At 69.1% G+C, this 16,778-nt stretch carries 14 protein-coding genes and 1 other RNA gene; 9 read left to right on the forward strand and 6 right to left on the reverse strand.

The features are described 5' to 3' along the window. The first annotated feature begins 110 nt into the window (after positions 1-110). The 3 genes from ABZ027_RS17600 (at position 111) to ABZ027_RS17610 (ending at position 3,576) form a co-directional block, all read left to right on the forward strand. Complete coding sequence (locus ABZ027_RS17600; protein ID WP_356769139.1) at positions 111-1,346, forward strand: serine/threonine-protein kinase; 1,236 nt, start codon at positions 111-113, stop codon at positions 1,344-1,346. A gap of 96 nt (positions 1,347-1,442) precedes the next feature. After that, positions 1,443-2,546 carry a peptide chain release factor 2 gene (gene prfB / locus ABZ027_RS17605; protein ID WP_356769141.1) on the forward strand — a complete coding sequence of 368 codons (1,104 nt, stop codon included), beginning with the start codon at positions 1,443-1,445 and terminating at the stop codon, positions 2,544-2,546. A 322-nt stretch (positions 2,547-2,868) separates the two neighbouring features. Beyond that, positions 2,869-3,576 carry a hypothetical protein gene (locus ABZ027_RS17610; protein WP_356769143.1) on the forward strand — a complete coding sequence of 236 codons (708 nt, stop codon included), beginning with the start codon at positions 2,869-2,871 and terminating at the stop codon, positions 3,574-3,576. Positions 3,577-3,756: 180 nt separating this feature from the next. Here the strand turns inward: ABZ027_RS17610 and ABZ027_RS17615 are convergent, their stop codons facing one another. Next, positions 3,757-3,948 (reverse strand): hypothetical protein, encoded by a 192-nt coding sequence (locus ABZ027_RS17615; protein ID WP_053851796.1) that lies wholly within the window; start codon positions 3,946-3,948, stop codon positions 3,757-3,759. 223 nt (positions 3,949-4,171) lie between these two features. Here ABZ027_RS17615 and ftsE point away from each other — a divergent pair, with 223 nt between their 5' ends. The 5 genes from ftsE (at position 4,172) to ssrA (ending at position 8,218) form a co-directional block, all read left to right on the forward strand. Beyond that, complete coding sequence (ftsE, locus tag ABZ027_RS17620; RefSeq protein ID WP_356769145.1) at positions 4,172-4,861, forward strand: cell division ATP-binding protein FtsE; 690 nt, start codon at positions 4,172-4,174, stop codon at positions 4,859-4,861. Positions 4,862-4,906: 45 nt separating this feature from the next. Next, a complete protein-coding gene (ftsX, locus tag ABZ027_RS17625) occupies positions 4,907-5,824 on the forward strand; it encodes a permease-like cell division protein FtsX (RefSeq protein WP_356769147.1) in 918 nt (305 codons plus the stop codon). 67 nt (positions 5,825-5,891) lie between these two features. Continuing rightward, positions 5,892-7,064: a S41 family peptidase gene (locus ABZ027_RS17630; protein WP_356769149.1), complete on the forward strand. Its 1,173-nt coding sequence runs from the start codon at positions 5,892-5,894 to the stop codon at positions 7,062-7,064. Positions 7,065-7,152: 88 nt separating this feature from the next. Further along, positions 7,153-7,695, forward strand: coding sequence for an SsrA-binding protein SmpB (smpB, locus tag ABZ027_RS17635; RefSeq protein WP_356769332.1), 543 nt, complete (start codon positions 7,153-7,155; stop codon positions 7,693-7,695). A 122-nt stretch (positions 7,696-7,817) separates the two neighbouring features. Further along, positions 7,818-8,218: a transfer-messenger RNA gene (ssrA, locus tag ABZ027_RS17640) on the forward strand. Between the two features lie 102 nt (positions 8,219-8,320). Here ssrA and ABZ027_RS17645 read toward each other — a convergent pair. From ABZ027_RS17645 to ABZ027_RS17665, 5 genes are read right to left on the reverse strand one after another with little or no spacing between them, the layout of a single operon-like run. Continuing rightward, positions 8,321-9,334 carry a LacI family DNA-binding transcriptional regulator gene (locus ABZ027_RS17645; protein ID WP_356769151.1) on the reverse strand — a complete coding sequence of 338 codons (1,014 nt, stop codon included), beginning with the start codon at positions 9,332-9,334 and terminating at the stop codon, positions 8,321-8,323. Next, positions 9,334-11,583: an alpha-xylosidase gene (gene yicI / locus ABZ027_RS17650; protein ID WP_356769153.1), complete on the reverse strand. Its 2,250-nt coding sequence runs from the start codon at positions 11,581-11,583 to the stop codon at positions 9,334-9,336. Before yicI ends, ABZ027_RS17645 begins: the two co-directional genes overlap by 1 nt. A gap of 11 nt (positions 11,584-11,594) precedes the next feature. Further along, positions 11,595-12,419: a carbohydrate ABC transporter permease gene (locus ABZ027_RS17655; RefSeq protein WP_356769155.1), complete on the reverse strand. Its 825-nt coding sequence runs from the start codon at positions 12,417-12,419 to the stop codon at positions 11,595-11,597. Beyond that, positions 12,416-13,396 carry a sugar ABC transporter permease gene (locus ABZ027_RS17660; protein WP_356769157.1) on the reverse strand — a complete coding sequence of 327 codons (981 nt, stop codon included), beginning with the start codon at positions 13,394-13,396 and terminating at the stop codon, positions 12,416-12,418. Before ABZ027_RS17660 ends, ABZ027_RS17655 begins: the two co-directional genes overlap by 4 nt. Beyond that, complete coding sequence (locus ABZ027_RS17665) at positions 13,393-14,685, reverse strand: extracellular solute-binding protein (protein WP_356769159.1); 1,293 nt, start codon at positions 14,683-14,685, stop codon at positions 13,393-13,395. The genes ABZ027_RS17660 and ABZ027_RS17665 overlap by 4 nt, the downstream gene beginning before the upstream one ends. Positions 14,686-15,876: 1,191 nt before the next feature. Here ABZ027_RS17665 and ABZ027_RS17670 point away from each other — a divergent pair. Next, positions 15,877-16,716: a hypothetical protein gene (locus ABZ027_RS17670; protein ID WP_356769161.1), complete on the forward strand. Its 840-nt coding sequence runs from the start codon at positions 15,877-15,879 to the stop codon at positions 16,714-16,716. Positions 16,717-16,778: the final 62 nt, after the last annotated feature.

Genomic DNA, 16,778 nt, shown 5'->3' on the forward strand with positions numbered 1-16,778 from the left:
GGCGAACTTGGGGATTTGTCGACACCTGGCGGGTGATTTCCGTCTCCGCGGTGAAGGTTGGCTCTTCCGGCGCGTAGTTTTATCGGCAACACGCGTCTGTAGGAGCAGCCTTGGCACGGAAGATCGGCAGCCGGTACTCCGCCCACCAGATCCTGGGGCGGGGCAGCGCCGGCACGGTGTGGCTGGGCGAGGGACCCGACGGGCCCGTCGCCATCAAGCTGCTGCGCGAGGACCTCGCGTCCGACCAGGAACTCGTCGGACGGTTCGTCCAGGAGCGCACGGCGCTGCTCGGCCTGGAGCACCCGAACGTGGTCTCGGTACGGGACCTGGTGGTCGACGGCAACGACCTCGCGCTGGTCATGGACCTGGTCCGGGGCACGGACCTGCGCACCCGGCTCGACCGGGAGAAGCGGCTGGCGCCCGAGGCGGCGGTCGCCATCGTGGCGGACGTCGCCGACGGACTGGCGGCGGCCCACGCGGCCGGGGTCGTGCACCGCGACGTCAAGCCGGAGAACGTCCTGCTGGACATGCGGGGCCCGCTCGGCCCCGGCGGCTCCCATCCGGCGCTGCTGACCGACTTCGGCGTGGCCAAACTGATCGACTCACCGCGCCGGACCCGCGCCACGAAGATCATCGGCACGCCGGACTATCTGGCACCGGAGATCGTCGAGGGCCTGCCGCCGCGGGCCTCGGTCGACATCTACGCCCTCGCGACCGTCCTGTACGAGCTGCTGGCGGGCTTCACACCGTTCGGCGGGGGACACCCGGGCGCGGTGCTGCGCCGGCACGTCACCGAGACGGTCGTCCCGCTCCCCGGCATCCCGGACGAGCTCTGGCAGCTGGTCGTGCAGTGCCTGGCCAAGGCGCCGGCCTCCCGGCTGCGGGCCTCGGAGCTCGGGGCGCGGCTGCGGGAGCTGCTGCCGATGCTGGCCGGGATGCCGCCGCTGGACGTGGACGAGCCGGACACCGAGGCGGAGGAGGACGAGCGGGAGGATCCGCCACGGGAACCCGCGTCTTCCTCGCGGGTACGGCGCGGGGCGGTGCCCCTGGTGCCGGGCGCGAGGCCGGCCGACTCCAACCGGGACACCCATACGTCGATGAGGGTGCCGGCGCCCGACGAACTGGCCGGGGGTGCGCGCGGGACCGCCCGGGCACCACGGGCCGCCGGTGCGCCGCGACCGGGTTCCGCACGGCACCGGGCGGCCACCCGGCGCCGGCGGGTGGTGCTGGGCCTGGCCGCGCTGGTCCTGGTCGCGGCGGGTGTCGGCACGTGGGCGGCGACCTCGGGCGACGACGCGGGGGCGAGCCCCCAGGACACGAAGAACTCGGCCCCGGCGTCCCCGTGACCCCCCGGGTCCAGCCGGGGGCGCGGCCCGAGTGAGGTCCGGGCCCGGGGAAGGACACCTGCCTTCCCCGCTTGGCGGAGCCGTTACGCTGGTGGCGTGGCAGTCGTCGATGTATCCGAAGAGCTCAAGTCCCTCTCCTCGACCATGGAGTCGATCGAGGCCGTTCTGGACCTCGAGAAGCTGAGGGCAGACATCGCCGTGCTCGAGGAGCAGGCGGCCGCGCCGTCCCTGTGGGACAACCCGGACGAGGCGCAGAAGATCACCAGCAAGCTCTCCCACCTCCAGGCCGAGGTCAGGAAGGCGGAGGCGCTGCGCGGACGGATCGACGATCTCGCCGTGCTGTTCGAGATGGCGGAGGAGGAGGACGACCCGGACACCCGCGCCGAGGCCGAGTCCGAGCTCACCGCCGTCAAGAAGGCGCTGGACGAGATGGAAGTGCGGACACTGCTGTCCGGCGAGTACGACTCCCGCGAGGCGCTCGTCAACATCCGCGCCGAGGCGGGCGGTGTCGACGCCGCCGACTTCGCCGAGAAGCTCCAGCGGATGTACCTGCGCTGGGCGGAACAGCACGGCTACAAGACCGAGATCTACGAGACCTCGTACGCGGAAGAGGCCGGCATCAAGTCGACCACCTTCGCCGTGCAGATCCCCTACGCGTACGGGACGCTCTCCGTCGAGCAGGGCACGCACCGGCTGGTGCGCATCTCGCCGTTCGACAACCAGGGTCGGCGCCAGACCTCCTTCGCGGGCGTGGAGATCCTCCCGGTGGTCGAGCAGACCGACCACATCGAGATCGACGAGTCCGAGCTGCGGGTGGACGTCTACCGCTCCTCCGGACCAGGCGGCCAGGGCGTCAACACCACCGACTCCGCGGTGCGCCTGACCCACCTCCCCACCGGCATCGTCGTCTCCTGCCAGAACGAGCGGTCACAGATCCAGAACAAGGCGACCGCGATGAACGTCCTCCAGGCGAAGCTGCTGGAGCGGCAGCGCCAGGAGGAGCGGGCCAAGATGGACGCCCTCAAGGACGGCGGCAGCTCCTGGGGCAACCAGATGCGTTCGTACGTCCTGCACCCGTACCAGATGGTCAAGGACCTGCGCACCGAGTTCGAGGTCGGAAACCCGGAGTCCGTGTTCAACGGCGAGATCGACGGGTTCCTGGAGGCCGGGATTCGCTGGCGCAAGCAGCAGGAGAAGTAGCTCCCCCAGCGCACAGCGCTTTGTCGACAAGGCAACTGCCGCCCCACCGGCGGCAGTTGCCTTTTCTTCTGCCCCATTGAATGGCTGATGTCTGGGTTTTACATCACACTCACAGGCTTCAATCTCCGGCAAAAATCCTTTAGTTGGACATTGCGCGCGCAACGGCCTTGACGTTGCTTTGAAAAATGGAAAAGGTGAGGCTCGGCATGCGTATCTCTGGGGCGCATGTGAACCGGGGGACCTGAGCTGCAGCTACCGCCTCCGTCGATCACGGCCCCGAGCGCCGCCTCACTGACGATGAGCTACTGGGGGTAGCAACCATATGACGAAGAAGACGCGGATCCGGATCGCGCGCATAGCCGCCGGTGCCGTGATCGCGGCCGGTGCCTCGCTGACCGCCGCCGGTGCGGCGTCCGCGCTGGAAATCGGCGTGAACGTGGACTCGAGCGGTGTCGGCGTGAACGTCGACACCGGCCTCGGCGACGAGCCGACCGACCCGGGCATCCCCACCACGCCCAACGAGCCGACCGACCCGGCTCCGACCGACCCGGGCATCCCCACCGACCCGGGGATCCCCACCGACCCTCAGCCGCCGGTCACCGACGAGCCGACGGACCCCACCGAGAACCCCACCGAGCCCACCGAGGACCCGACCGACCCGGGCACCGGGAACGGAAACGGGAACGGGAACGGAAACGGCAACGGCAACGGAAACGGTGCTGGCAACGGTGCCGGCAACGGCAACGGCAACGGTGCCGGCGGTGGTAACAGCAACACCAACCCCGACGGCGGCGGTTCCGACGCCTCCGCGCAGGAGGAGGGCTCCTCGGCCCTCACTGACACCGGCTCCGACACCACCACCCCGGCCGGCACCTCGGCCCAGGCCCAGGGCGGCGGCGCGGAGCTCGCCGAGACCGGTGCCGCGCAGACCACCTTCCTGGTCATCGGTGCCGCCACCATGATCGCCGGTGGCATCGGCTTCCGCATCCTGCCGCGCCTCATGGGCGGCCAGGGCGGCGCGGCCGCCTGACATCAGGTGGCCGACTGATCGCTGACCGTACGCACGCCGTACGGTGAAGGGCCCGGAGCGGGGGACGCTCCGGGCCCTTCGTGCGTCTTACGTCACTTTCCGGGCGCCTTCGAGACGTGACTTTCCGGGCGCCTTCGACAGGCGCGTTCTCGCCGGGTGTGCTACGTCTCGCCAGGCGTGCTACGCGGTCTGGTGCGCCAGCAGCGCGACCGCCGCGATCAGGACCGCGAGCAGCGCGATCAGTGCCATGGGGTTCAGGCCCGCGAAAAGGTTCTCCTGCTGCAGCCGCTCGCGGTTCGCACGGCACACGGGGCACCGGCCCTCGCTCACAGGCGCCGCGCAGTTAGCGCACACCAGCCGGTCGTACGTCATGCGCTCGCCCTCCTTGCACCGGTTCCATGTACACAACGCATACAGGAACGCGAACGTTCCCCCTCCACTGTGCCAGGTTCCCTGGAATTCAGCGCGGGGTCTCAAGGAGCCGGGGGGCGCACAAAACGCACATCTCTCACGTAACCCTGACCGGTGACTGCGGTTCCCTACCCGATTCGCGTAGGGTCACGCTCATCTACCCCCGGCGACCCGTGGTGCATCCGTGATCCGATTCGACAACGTATCCAAGGTCTACCCCAAGCAGACCCGCCCCGCACTCAGGGATGTCTCCCTGGAAGTGGAGAAGGGCGAGTTCGTGTTCCTCGTGGGGTCCTCCGGCTCCGGAAAGTCCACCTTCCTGCGGCTGGTCCTCCGCGAGGAGCGCTCCAGCCACGGTCAGGTGCACGTCCTGGGCAAGGACCTCGCGCGCCTGTCCAACTGGAAGGTGCCGCAGATGCGTCGCCAGCTGGGGACGGTGTTCCAGGACTTCCGCCTCCTGCCCAACAAGACGGTGGCCGAGAACGTGGCCTTCGCGCAGGAGGTCATCGGCAAGTCGCGGGGCGAGATCCGCAAGTCCGTGCCGCAGGTGCTCGACCTCGTCGGGCTCGGCGGCAAGGAGGACCGGATGCCCGGTGAGCTGTCCGGAGGTGAGCAGCAGCGTGTCGCCATCGCGCGCGCGTTCGTCAACCGGCCCAAGCTGCTGATCGCGGACGAGCCCACCGGCAACCTCGACCCGCAGACCTCCGTCGGCATCATGAAGCTGCTCGACCGGATCAACCGGACGGGCACGACCGTGCTGATGGCCACGCACGACCAGAACATCGTGGACCAGATGCGCAAGCGCGTCATCGAGCTGGAGAAGGGCCGTCTCGTCCGCGACCAGGCACGCGGCGTCTACGGCTACCAGCACTGACCGCCCGCCCCGCAGACGTTCACGGAAAGGCCTGAAGAAGCCGCCATGCGCGCCCAGTTCGTTCTGTCGGAGATCGGTGTCGGTCTCCGCCGCAACCTGACGATGACCTTCGCGGTCATCGTCTCCGTCGCCTTGTCACTCGCCCTGTTCGGCGGGTCGCTCCTGATGAGCGACCAGGTCAGCACGATGAAGGGCTACTGGTACGACAAGGTCAACGTCTCGATCTTCCTCTGCAACAAGAGCGACGCCGAGTCGGACCCCAACTGCGCCAAGGGTGCGGTCACCGACGAGCAGAAGGAAGAGATCAAGTCCGACCTCGGCAAGATGTCCGTCGTCCAGAAGATGACGTACGAGTCGCAGGACGCGGCCTACAAGCACTACAAGGAGCAGTTCGGCGACTCCCCCCTGGCCAGCTCCCTCACGCCGGACCAGATGCAGGAGTCGTACCGCATCAAGCTCAAGGACCCGGAGAAGTACCAGGTCATCGCGACCGCCTTCGACGGGCGGGACGGTGTGCAGTCCGTGCAGGACCAGAAGGGGATCCTCGACAACCTCTTCGAGCTGCTCAACGGCATGAACTGGGCGGCGCGGGCCCTGATGGCGCTGATGCTGGTCGTCGCGCTGATGCTGATCGTCAACACCGTGCGCGTCTCGGCGTTCAGCCGGCGGCGCGAGACCGGGATCATGCGCCTGGTCGGTGCCTCGGGCTTCTACATCCAGGCGCCGTTCATCATGGAGGCCGCCGTCGCCGGGCTCATCGGCGGCACGGTCGCGTGCGGGTTCCTGGTGATCGCCAGATACTTCCTCATCGACCACGGCCTGGCCCTGTCCGAGAAGTTGAACCTGATCAACTTCATCGGCTGGGACGCCGTCCTGACGAAATTGCCGCTCATCCTGGCGACGAGTCTGCTGATGCCCGCGCTGGCCGCGTTCTTCGCGCTGCGCAAGTACCTGAAGGTGTGACACATGCCAAGAGGGCCGTACGGTCAACGGACCGTACGGCCCTTCGCGTTGTCCTAGACTCACCGGCATGTCAGGCCGACACCTGTTCTGTCAGCCCCGCCGCATCGGCCGCGGGGCCGCCCTGACATTGGTCTTCGCGAGCGTTCTCGTCGCCGGAGCCGCGACCGGCTCCTTCCCGAATCCCGAGCTCGGCGACCGGAAAACCGCCTCCACCCCGACCCTCTCGGCCGCCTCCGCGAGCCGCCACGAGCAGGTGGCGAAGGCCGCCGAGGAGGCCATGGCCGACGGCAAGTCCCCCATGGAGGCCGCCGAACGAGCGGTCAGCCGCAGCGGGGACCGCTGGGGTGCCGTGTACTCCCCGGGCGAGTACGAGGAGTTCGAGGAGGCCCTCGACGGCCAGTACACCGGCGTCGGCCTGTGGACGCGGCGCGAGCGGGACGGCCGTATCGAGGTGACCAAGGTGCTGTCCGACTCGCCCGCGGCAGCCGCCGGGATCCGCCGCGGCGACCGACTGCGCAGCGTCGACGGGAGGAAGGTCGACGGGCGCCCCGTCACCGACGTCGTCGCGTTGCTGCGCGGTGACGACACGGCCGCGGCCGCCGGTACCACCGTCCGCCTCGGCCTGGAGCGGGGCAGGCAGGTGTGGAGCGAGACCCTGCGCCGGGCCCGCCTGTCCACGGACGACGTGACCGTACTCACACCCGCCGCCGGCATCACCGTGATCAGGATCTCCGCCTTCACCAAGGGCTCCGGCGACCGGGTCCGTGACGCCGTACGGCAGGCTCCGGCCGGCGCCGGGATCATCCTCGACCTGCGCGGCAACTCCGGCGGCCTGGTCACCGAGGCGGTCACCGCGGCCTCCGCCTTCCTCGACGGCGGCCTGGTGGCCACGTACGACGTCGAGGGCGCCCAGCGCGCCCTGCACGCCGAGGCCGGCGGCGACACCACCAGACCCCTGGTCGCGTTGGTCGACGGCGGCACGATGAGCGCGGCCGAGCTGCTCACCGGCGCCCTGCAGGACCGCGGTCGGGCGGTCGTGGTGGGCTCCCGCACCTTCGGCAAGGGCTCGGTCCAGATGCCGTCCCGGCTGCCCGACGGCTCCGTCGCGGAGCTGACCGTCGGGCACTACCGCACCCCGGGCGGCCGCGGGGTCGACGGCCGCGGCATCACGCCCGACCTGCCCGTCGAGCGCAACGTCCTGGAGCGGGCCGGGACGGTGTTGAGCGGACTGGGCCGGTAGCGGGCCCGCCCGCCCGGCCACCCTTGTAAATGCACTTCGCGTACACCCCCTCCGTAATGCGAAAATGGGCGGCACTATGAGCAAGGGAATGTACGTACCGAAGGAGTCCCAGCCCAAGCAGGGCGGGACGGCCGCGAAGGCCAGGGACGGCGAGAAGGGCGGCAAACGCAAGATCGTCGCCCAGAACAAGAAGGCCCGGCACGACTACGCGATCATCGACACCTACGAGGCCGGCATCGTCCTCACGGGCACCGAGGTCAAGTCGCTGCGCGAGGGGCGGACGTCGCTGACCGACGGCTTCGTGCAGATCGACCGGGGCGAGGCGTGGCTGCACAACGCCCACATCCCCGAGTACCACCAGGGCAGCTGGACCAACCACTCCGCGCGCCGCAAGCGCAAGCTGCTGCTGCACCGCGAGGAGATCGACAAGCTGGAGGCGAAGACCCAGGAGACGGGTCACACGATCGTGCCCCTCGCTGTGTACTTCACCAACGGCCGGGCGAAGGCCGAGATCGCCCTGGCACGAGGCAAGAAGGAGTACGACAAGCGCCAGACCCTGCGGGAGAAGCAGGACCGGCGGGAGTCGGACCGGGCCATCGCGGCGGCGAAGCGGAAGCAGCGGGGCGGGTAGCCGGCCCGCGGCCCCTGGCCGGGGGAATGCGCTGGCACCGACCTGCGTTGGTCACGTACGATGGCATCTGCACCTCACCGTGGGTGCGCGTCCCTCTCGAGGGGCATTTGAAAAATCAACATGGGGATGATCGGTTTCGACAGCGGCTGTCGAAGCAGGGGAAGCGTGCCGAGGAAGCGGCAATGATCTCGTAAACCATATGTCGCAAAAAATAATCGCCACTATCAAGAGCGATTCTCCCAAGCAGCACTTCGCCCTCGCCGCCTGATCAGGTAGCGACGCGAGTGCTCCTTACTTAAGGGAGTGTCAGCCCGGGCTCGTTCCCGACCCGGATCCTGGCATCAGCTAGGGGACTAAACCTTGATCCCGGTCACGGGGTGAAGAGGGAAATCAAACAGTGACTGAGCCCGTCGGCGACTTGTTCGCGTGATCGCCGGGGCTGAGAAAATCACAGCGAACTGCGCACGGAGAAGCCCTGATTCCGCACCGTTGGACGCGGGTTCGATTCCCGCCATCTCCACTCGCCCACCGTGTGGGCACCCCATGTGGGCCAAGGCCCCGTCGCTCCTGGCGGCGGGGCCTTTGTCTTGCCCTGGTCCGTGGGAAAAACGGCGGGTGGCGCAGGTCAGGGAACCGCCCTCCGCCCCGTGCTCGCCCGTTCCGTCATCCGGGGCGGCAGCAGCGTCGCCTCGGGCACGGGCCCGCCGTCTCCCAGCTTCCGCATCAGCAGCTCCACCGCGCGGGCGCCGAGCTCGACGGACGGCAGCGCGACCGAGGTGACCGGGACGCGGACGGACTCGGCGAGCTCGTCGGGGCAGATGGCGGTGACGGAGAGGTCGCCGGGAACGCGCAGGCCGAGTTGCTCGAAGGCGTCGATCAGCGGCTCCAACAGCGGTTCGTTGTGGACGACCACGCCCGTCAACGCGGGCTGCTGGCGCAACAGCCGCTCGGCGACCGCGCGGGCGCCACCGGGACCCGCCTCGCACGGGTGCACCGAGGAGGCGAGCCGGTGGCGGTCGGCGGCGGCGGTGAAACCCTGGACCACGTGCTGGGCGAACGCGGTCTGCCGGACGTACACCTCCGGCGGCGACCCGACCAGCGCGACCGCCCGGTGCCCGAGGCCCGCCAGATGCTCCACGCATGCCTCGCCGGCCGCCTTGAAGTCGAGATCCACGCAGGTCAGGCCCGCGGGCGAGGCGGGGAACCCGATCACCACCGACGGCCGCTCCAGGGCCCGCAGCAGCGGCAGCCGCGGATCGTGCAGCTGTACGTCCATCAGGATCAGCGCGTCCACGAGTGCCGTGTCGGCGACCCGGCGCAGGCCCTCCTCACCCTCCTCCTGGGTGACCAGGAGCACGTCATGGTCATGGCGCCGGGCCGTGGTGACGACCGACACCGCGAACTCCATCATCACCGGCACATGCAGCCCGGCCCGTAACGGCACCACCAGCGCCAGCACGTTCGACCTGCTGCTCGCCAGCGCCCGGGCGCCCGCGTGCGGCCGGTAACCCAGCTCGCTGATGGCGGCCTCCACCCGCTGCCGGGTCTCCTCGGAGATGGGGCGCTTGCCGCTGAGCGCGTAGGACACGGTGCTCGGGGACACCCCGGCCCGCCGCGCCACGTCCGTGATCTTCACCATCAGGCGCACTCCACCGTGAGGAACCCCGTCCCGGCCGCCGCCCGGACCTCCCGCTCACCGACGGCCAGCCCCCAGGGCGCCGCCGGGTCACCGCACGACGCCCGCAGCAGATCCCCCTCGCGCACCACGGTGAAGGTCACCTCCCCGACCCGTACCGTCACCTGGTCGCCCCGCTCCAGGCCGTACGCCCGCAGCGTGACCCCGTCGGCGTGGTCGTAGTCGGGCCGGTCGGCCACCGCGCCCACCGGGATCACCGCCCCGGGCCGCACCAGCAGCGGCACGCTGGTGAAGTCGTGCCGCTCACGCACCCAGCGCGGACCGGTCACCGTCCCACCGGTCACGAAGTGCGTCCAGGTGCCCTCGGGGACGTAGTACGAGACCTCGCCCTCGTCGCTGAACACCGGCGCGACCAGCAGGTCCGGGCCGAGCATGTACTGCCGTTCCAGGTGCGCGCACCCGGGGTCGTCCGGGAACTCCAGCACCATCGCCCGCATCACCGGCACGCCCTCGGTGTGGGCGGTGCGCGCGGCCTCGTACAGATAGGGCATGAGCCGCAGCTTCAGCCGGGTGAAGTGCCGCAGCACGTCCACCGACTCCTCGTCGAACAGCCACGGCACGCGGTAGGAGGAGCTGCCGTGCAGCCGGCTGTGGGAGGACAGCAGGCCGAAGGCCACCCAGCGCTTGAAGAGCGCCGGCGTCGGGGTGCCCTCGAAGCCGCCGATGTCGTGGCTCCAGAAGCCGAAGCCGGACAGCCCGAGGGACAGTCCGCCGCGCAGCGACTCGGCCATCGACTCGTACGTCGCCTCGCAGTCGCCGCCCCAGTGGACGGGGAACTTCTGGCTCCCCGCCGTCGCCGAGCGGGCGAAGACCACCGCCTCCTGCTCACCCCGGTGCTTGCGCAGCACCTCGAAGACCGTGCGGTTGTAGAGGTACGTGTAGTAGTTGTGCATCCGCTCCGGGTCGGAGCCGTCGGACCAGACCACGTCGAGGGGAACCCGCTCGCCGAAATCCGTCTTGAAGCAGTCGACACCCTGGGTGAGCAGGACCTCCAGCTTGGACGCGTACCACTCGCGGGCCGCCGGACTGGTGAAGTCCACGAACGCCATGCCCGGCTGCCAGTGGTCCCACTGCCACACGCTCCCGTCCGGCCGCTTCAGCAGGTGCCCGAGCGCCTTGCCCTCCGCGAAGAGGGGGGAGCGCTGGGCGATGTACGGGTTGATCCACACGGAGACCCTCAGGCCGCGCTCCTTGAGCCGCGCGAGCATGCCTTCCGGGTCCGGGAAGACCCGCGGGTCCCACCGGAAGTCGCACCAGTTGTGCTCGCGCATCCAGAAGCAGTCGAAGTGGAAGACGGACAGCGGCAGTTCGCGCTCCCGCATGCCCTCGATGAAGGAGGTCACCGTCTCCTCGTCGTACGACGTGGTGAACGACGTGGACAGCCACAGACCGAACGACCAGGCGGGCGGCAGGGCCGGACGGCCGGTCAGGGCCGTGTACTTGCGCAGGATCTCCTTCGGGCTCGGGCCGTGGATGACGTAGTACGTCAACTCCTGGGTCTCCGCGCTGAACTGCACCCGGGACACCGCCTCCGAGCCGACCTCGAAGGAGACCTTGCCCGGGTGGTCGACGAAGACGCCGTAACCGGCGTCGGTCAGGTACAGCGGCACGTTCTTGTAGGCCTGCTCGGTGGTCGTGCCGCCGTCGGCGTTCCACACGTCGACGACCTGGCCGTTCTTCACCAGCGGGCCGAAACGCTCGCCGAGGCCGTAGACGGAGGTGCCTACGCCCAGATTGAGCTGCTCGCGCAGGTAGTGGGCGCCGGTGGCGTCCCGCATGATGCCCATGCTTTTGGTGGCGCTGCTGGTCAGGACCCGGCCGTGGGCGAGGAAGTCGACGTGCCAGGGGCCGGAGCGGGCGAACCGGACGGAGAGGGTGCCGGAGGTCAGGGTCGCGTGGTCGTCGTCGTGCTCGGTGTGCGGGGTGCACTCGTGTCCGGTCAGTTCGAATTCGGGGGTGGTGGGTCGCTCGCCCCGGAAGTGGGTGAACGTGACGCCGATGACGTCGGGCATGGGGGAGTGGGCGCTGATCGTCATGACCGGTCCCGTCATCAGGTCGCCGCGGCTGCGGATGGGGCGGGAGGGCGCGTGGATCTCCAGCGCGCCGTCCGCCGCGGTGACGTCGAGGACCTCCGCGGGGTGGTCCGCGACGACGCCCTCGCGCAGCAGCCAGTAGCCGTCGGTGAACTTCATGTGGGGGGTCCTTACCTCACGGCACCCACGGCGATCCCGCGGGTGAGAGTTCGCTGGAAGACGAGGAAGAAGACAAGGGCGGGCAGGACGCCCAGGAGGGCGGCCGCGTTGGTCATCGTGGCGTCCATCAGACGCTGGCCCTGCAGCACGCCGAGGGCCACCGACACGGTCTGGTTGTCGTTGGAGATCAGCATCACCAGGGGGAGCAGGAACTCGTTCCAGGTCCAGATGAAGAAGAAGACCAGCAGCACGCCGAGCGTGGGGCGGCTGACGGGGACCACGATCCGCCACAGCACCTGCCACTTGTTGGCGCCGTCGATCCGGGCGGCCTCGATGATCTCGCGGGGGAACTGGCCGAGGACGGAGGAGAGGAGATACGTGCCGAAGGCCGTCTGGATCACCGTGAAGACGATGATCACGCTGAGTCGGGTGTCGTACAGGCCGGCCTGCTTGCTCAGGTAGTAGACCGGGTAGACCAGCGTCTCCTGCGGCAGCATGTTCGCCAGGACGAAGAAGGCCAGGATCCAGGTGCGGCCCTTGATCCGGCCGATGCCGATCGCGTACGCGTTGAGCACCGACAGGACGACGGCCAGCACCGCCACCGCGCCGCTGATCAGCGACGAGTTGACCAGCTTCTGTCCGAAGTCGACGCGGTCCCAGAAGTCCTCGATACCGTCCAGGTAGAGGCCCTCGGGCAGGCTGAGCGGGCCGTTCTGGGCGTACTCCGCGGGGGACTTGACCGCGTTGACGGCGACGACGGCGAACGGGACGATCATGAAGAGTGCCGCGATGCAGAGGGCCACCAGGACCGGGTAGCGGCGGAGTGCTCTCGTCATGCGGGGGCCCCTTCCTCGGCGTCCTCGGCGCGGGTCTGGAGCTTCAGGCCGATCAGGGAGAGCAGCAGGATGATCACGGTGAGCACGGTGGAGATCGCGGCGCCGTAGCCGACCTGCGTCTTCTCGAAGAACGTGGTGAACGAGAAGTAGGAGGGGACGTTCGTCGCGCCGCCCGGCCCGCCCTTCGTGAGGACGTACACCGCGCCGAACACCTTGAGCGCGGCGATCGTGCACCAGGTCAGCACGACGTAGATCTCCGGGCGGATCTGCGGCAGCGTGATGTGTCTGAAGCGGCGCCACCAGCCGGCGCCGTCCAGCTCGGCGGCCTCGTACAGCTGTGGGTCGACACGTTGCAGGCCCGCCATGAAGACGACCAGGGGGAAGCCGAGTTGGACCCAGACCATCACGCCCATGACGCTGTAGAGCGCGAGGTCCGGGTCGCCGAGCCAGTCCTGCTGCCAGGAGCCCAGGCCCACCGCCTTGAGCAGCTCGTTGAGCGAGCCGTTGTCGGGGGCCAGGATCCAGCTCCAGACAATGCCCGCCACTGCGATCGGCAGCACCTGGGGGAGGTAGAAGCAGGCCCGCAGGACGGTGGTGATCCTGTCGCCGAAGTGCTTGCCGACGTGGTCGAACAGGGCGGCGGCCAGGACCAGCCCGATCGCCGTCGGCAGCGCCGCCATCGCTACGACCATGAAGAGGCTGTGCCGGAAGGACGCCCAGAACTCGGAGTCGTCCAGCAGTTCCCGGTAGTTGGCGAGGCCGGACCAGCCGGGGGAGCCCACGCCCTGCCAGTCGGTGAAACTCACGCCCGTGTTCATCAGGAACGGGACGACGATCACGACCAGGAAGGCGAGGGTGCCGGGGAGCAGGAACAGGGCGTAGGAGTCGTGGGGGCGGTAGCGGTGGCGGTGGCGTCGTTGTGCGGGGTGGGAGGCGTGGGTGGGGTGGTGGTGATTGCGTTCGGCGGTGGCCGTCATGGTTTTGGGGCGTCCTTGTCGTACGCCTTCTGCAACGCGTCCAGGTAGTCGTTTGGGTTCTCGCTGCCGGTCAGCAGTTTCTGGGTCTCTGAGACGAGGACGTCGTAGAAGCCGGCGATCGGCCAGTCCGGGTAGAAGGCCAGGCCGTCGCGGCGGGAGAGGGTGTTGAAGTCATCGATGAGACCCTTGGACTTGGGGTCGGTGACGGCGCTCGGGTCCGCCGCGACCGGGACGCCGCCCTTGTTGCCGAGCAGGTTCTGGATCTTCTTCGACAGGGTGATGTCGATGAAGTCGTAGGCGAGATCCTTGTTCTTGGCCCCCTTGGGGACGACCCAGAGGTTGCCGCCGGAGCCGAGGGTGAGGTTCGAGTCGGGCCACAGGAAGGTGCCCCAGTCGAACTTCGCCTCGTCCTGGAAGCGGCCGTACCACCAGCTGCCGGAGAACAGGATCGGCGACTTGCCCTGGAGGAAGGAGACTCCGGCGTCCTCCGCCTTCGCGCTGGTGGACTTCTCGCTCAGGTAGCCCTTCTTCACCCAGTCGGCGAAGGTGGTCGCGGCGTAGGTCCAGGCGGGGTCGTGGAAGTCGGGTTTGTCCTTGTACAGCTCGTAGGCGTCGACCCAGGCGCGGTCGGCCTTCGACAGGGCGAGCTGGTACAGGTACTGGTGGGCGGGGTATTCGGCGCCGGCGTTGGCGAGCGGGGTGATGTCCTCGGCCACGAACCTGTCCATCGCGGCGGTCAGGTCGTCGAACGTCTTCGGCTCGGGGACCTTGTACTTGGCGAAGAGGTCCTTGTTGTAGAAGACCATCGTGTACTCGGCGTAGTTGGGGACGCCGTACCACTTGCCGGTGCCCATGACTCCGTCGGTGTCGTAGACGCTGGTGGTGCGGACGCTCTTGCCGATCTTCTTGTCCCAGCCGCGGGTTGTCGCCTCGGGGGTGAGGTCGGTGAGTAAGCCCTGTTTGGAGAGCAGGCCTGCGGTGGCGTTGCCCTTGTTGTATTCCATGAGGTCGGGGGCGTCGGAGGAGTTGAGGACCATCTGTGCGGTCTTCTGGATCTGCTCGAAGCCCTTCGCCTCGAACGTCACCTTCACGCCGGGGTGCGTGGCCTCGAACTCCTTGATGGCCTCGTTCCAGGCCTGTCCCATCGCGCTGTTCGGGGCCTCGTAGTGCCAGAGTCTGAGCGTTTTGCCGTCGCCGGAGCCGGTGTCGTTGCCGCCGCAGGCTGTCAGGAGGAGTGCTCCGCCGAGTATCGCGGCGATCGCCGTGGTCGTACGCCTTCGTGCCGTCATCCTTGCCTCCAGGGGAGCCGGATGGGTATCGGGGCGTCACGCGGGGTCGGTCGAATGGGTTCGATGCGTGACGTCGAAGCGCTTCGACGGGCGAAGGTATGTGGTGGGGGTGGGGGCGTCAATGGGGTGTGCCGGGATTGGGGGAAGCGGTTCGACGGGGTGGGGGTGCCTGCGGCGGCGTGTGTGGGGGGTGGGTGGGGGTGCGTGTTGCGCCTGCGGTTCGGGGGGTGGGTCGGGGCCGGGTCGGGGGTGTCCGTCCTCGGAACGTCGCGGAATCGGTTTCTCATCAACTTGGCGGTGTTGACGCGACAACCGCTGCGGGCGGACACCCCCGACCCGTCCCCTTGGCGCCGTGCGCGGGTGCGGCGCTGCGATTCCTTCGCGCCGGGGGCGGGCTTGTCCATCGGGGCAGGGGTGGGCGCGAGCGCGGGGGTTGGGGGGAGCGCGTGCGCTGGGGTGGGGTGGGGTGAGACGGGGGTGGTGTTTGCGGGGAAGGGGGTGGGGGCGCGCCCCCTGTGTGGGGGCTGTTGGGGGTGGGGAAGGGGCGGGGTGTGGTTTTTGGGGTGGTGGAATTTCCGGCCAAGCGGGTGGTGGTGGCGTGGGTTTGGGGTGAGGTCGTTTCTTGGTCACTCGTGTCACTGGTGTGACGTAAGGGGCTGATGTGAACGGGGTTTTGAGCGCTCGGGCGGGCTGTGATCGAACTGGCGGGCGAGGGGCGGTGGTCTGAGCGAGACGTTGAGGGGCGAGTTTCAGCCATTGATATAGCGCTCGGGGGCACTTGTTATTGACACGATGCCAACACAGAACCTCCTCGTGCGCTACATTCGAGCCCTGAGCACAGTGTGATAAACGGGGCGCTCGAACCGGGTGGGGGCTCGGTTCGACCGGCGGGTGCTGAGGTCGAACGCGCGCCCGCAACTGTCCCGTGGGGGGATGTGCGTGCACGTGAAGAAGTGGCAGGAAGAAGCCCAAACGGAATGGCCCCAGGCCGCTCCAGGAGGTCGTACCCAGGCCTTTCCGGAGACCAGAGGGACCGAGATGCCCATGCTGGGGGAAAACGGAATCCCGAGTCAGAGTGATCGGTCCGCCTCGTTGGCGGGTGGGGTGGGAAGGCTCGGGCGGCGTGTTCGGGGTTTCCCGGATGCGGGTCGGAACGACGGTGCCGATGTTGTCGGGTCGTCGGGAGCGTCCGTGGGGCGTACCGGGTCGGCGGGTCTGACGGCCGGTGTGCGGGACCCGTGGGGGGAGTCCGACGGGTCGGGTTCCAGCCACGCCCTCGACCATGATCCGCACGAGGTGACGGTCCAACTCGACGGCATGGGGCGGCAGCTGGAGGACCTGCTCGTAGGGAGCGGCGGTGCCGATGAATTGGGTGCCGCTCAGGACGGCTCCGACGGCCCCGTCTTCGTGGACGAGTCGGGTCGCCGCAGCCGCCTGTACCGCCGGATAGGCATCGCCGTCGGGTTCGCCTGCGCGGTGTACGCCGTCGTCATCGTCGTCACCCTGCTGTCCGGCAACTCCAACGCGCCCTGGCTGCCGGTGCCGGGCCAGGACGAGAGAAAGCCCGCCGGCAAGGTCGGCAGTTCGACGCCGCCCACCGACTCGGCGACGCGCGCCGGCACCGACGGCAGCACACCCGACTCGACCACCCCGACGGTCGGTCAGGGCACCGCCACCGCTCCGACACCCGGCGCCAGCGCGTCCGGTGCCAGCGCCAGCCCCGCCAAGCCGGGCACTTCGGCCGCCCCGAAGACGAGCCCGACCAGCACCGCAAAGGGGCCGGGCACCGGTCCGACCGCGTCCACCCCGACGCCGACGGTGACCCCGTCGACCACGGACCCGGCCACCCCGACGCCGACCGACACGCCGACCACGGCCACGCCCACACCGACCGTGACCACGGGCACCAGCGACAGTCCGGCCCCCGGCACCGGCCCGGTGGCCGACGGGCCGAACGGCCCGACGCCCATCGCCACGGAGTCGACCACCGCCCACCCGGCTCCCACGTCGTCCACAGGCCCCGTCACCTGATGGACCGACCGCTCCTGGCGCCTTCCGGTGGAGGGCGCCCGGTTTCCGCACGTCCGCCGCAC

The organism is Streptomyces sp. NPDC006332, assembly GCF_040612855.1.
Classification (GTDB): domain Bacteria; phylum Actinomycetota; class Actinomycetes; order Streptomycetales; family Streptomycetaceae; genus Streptomyces.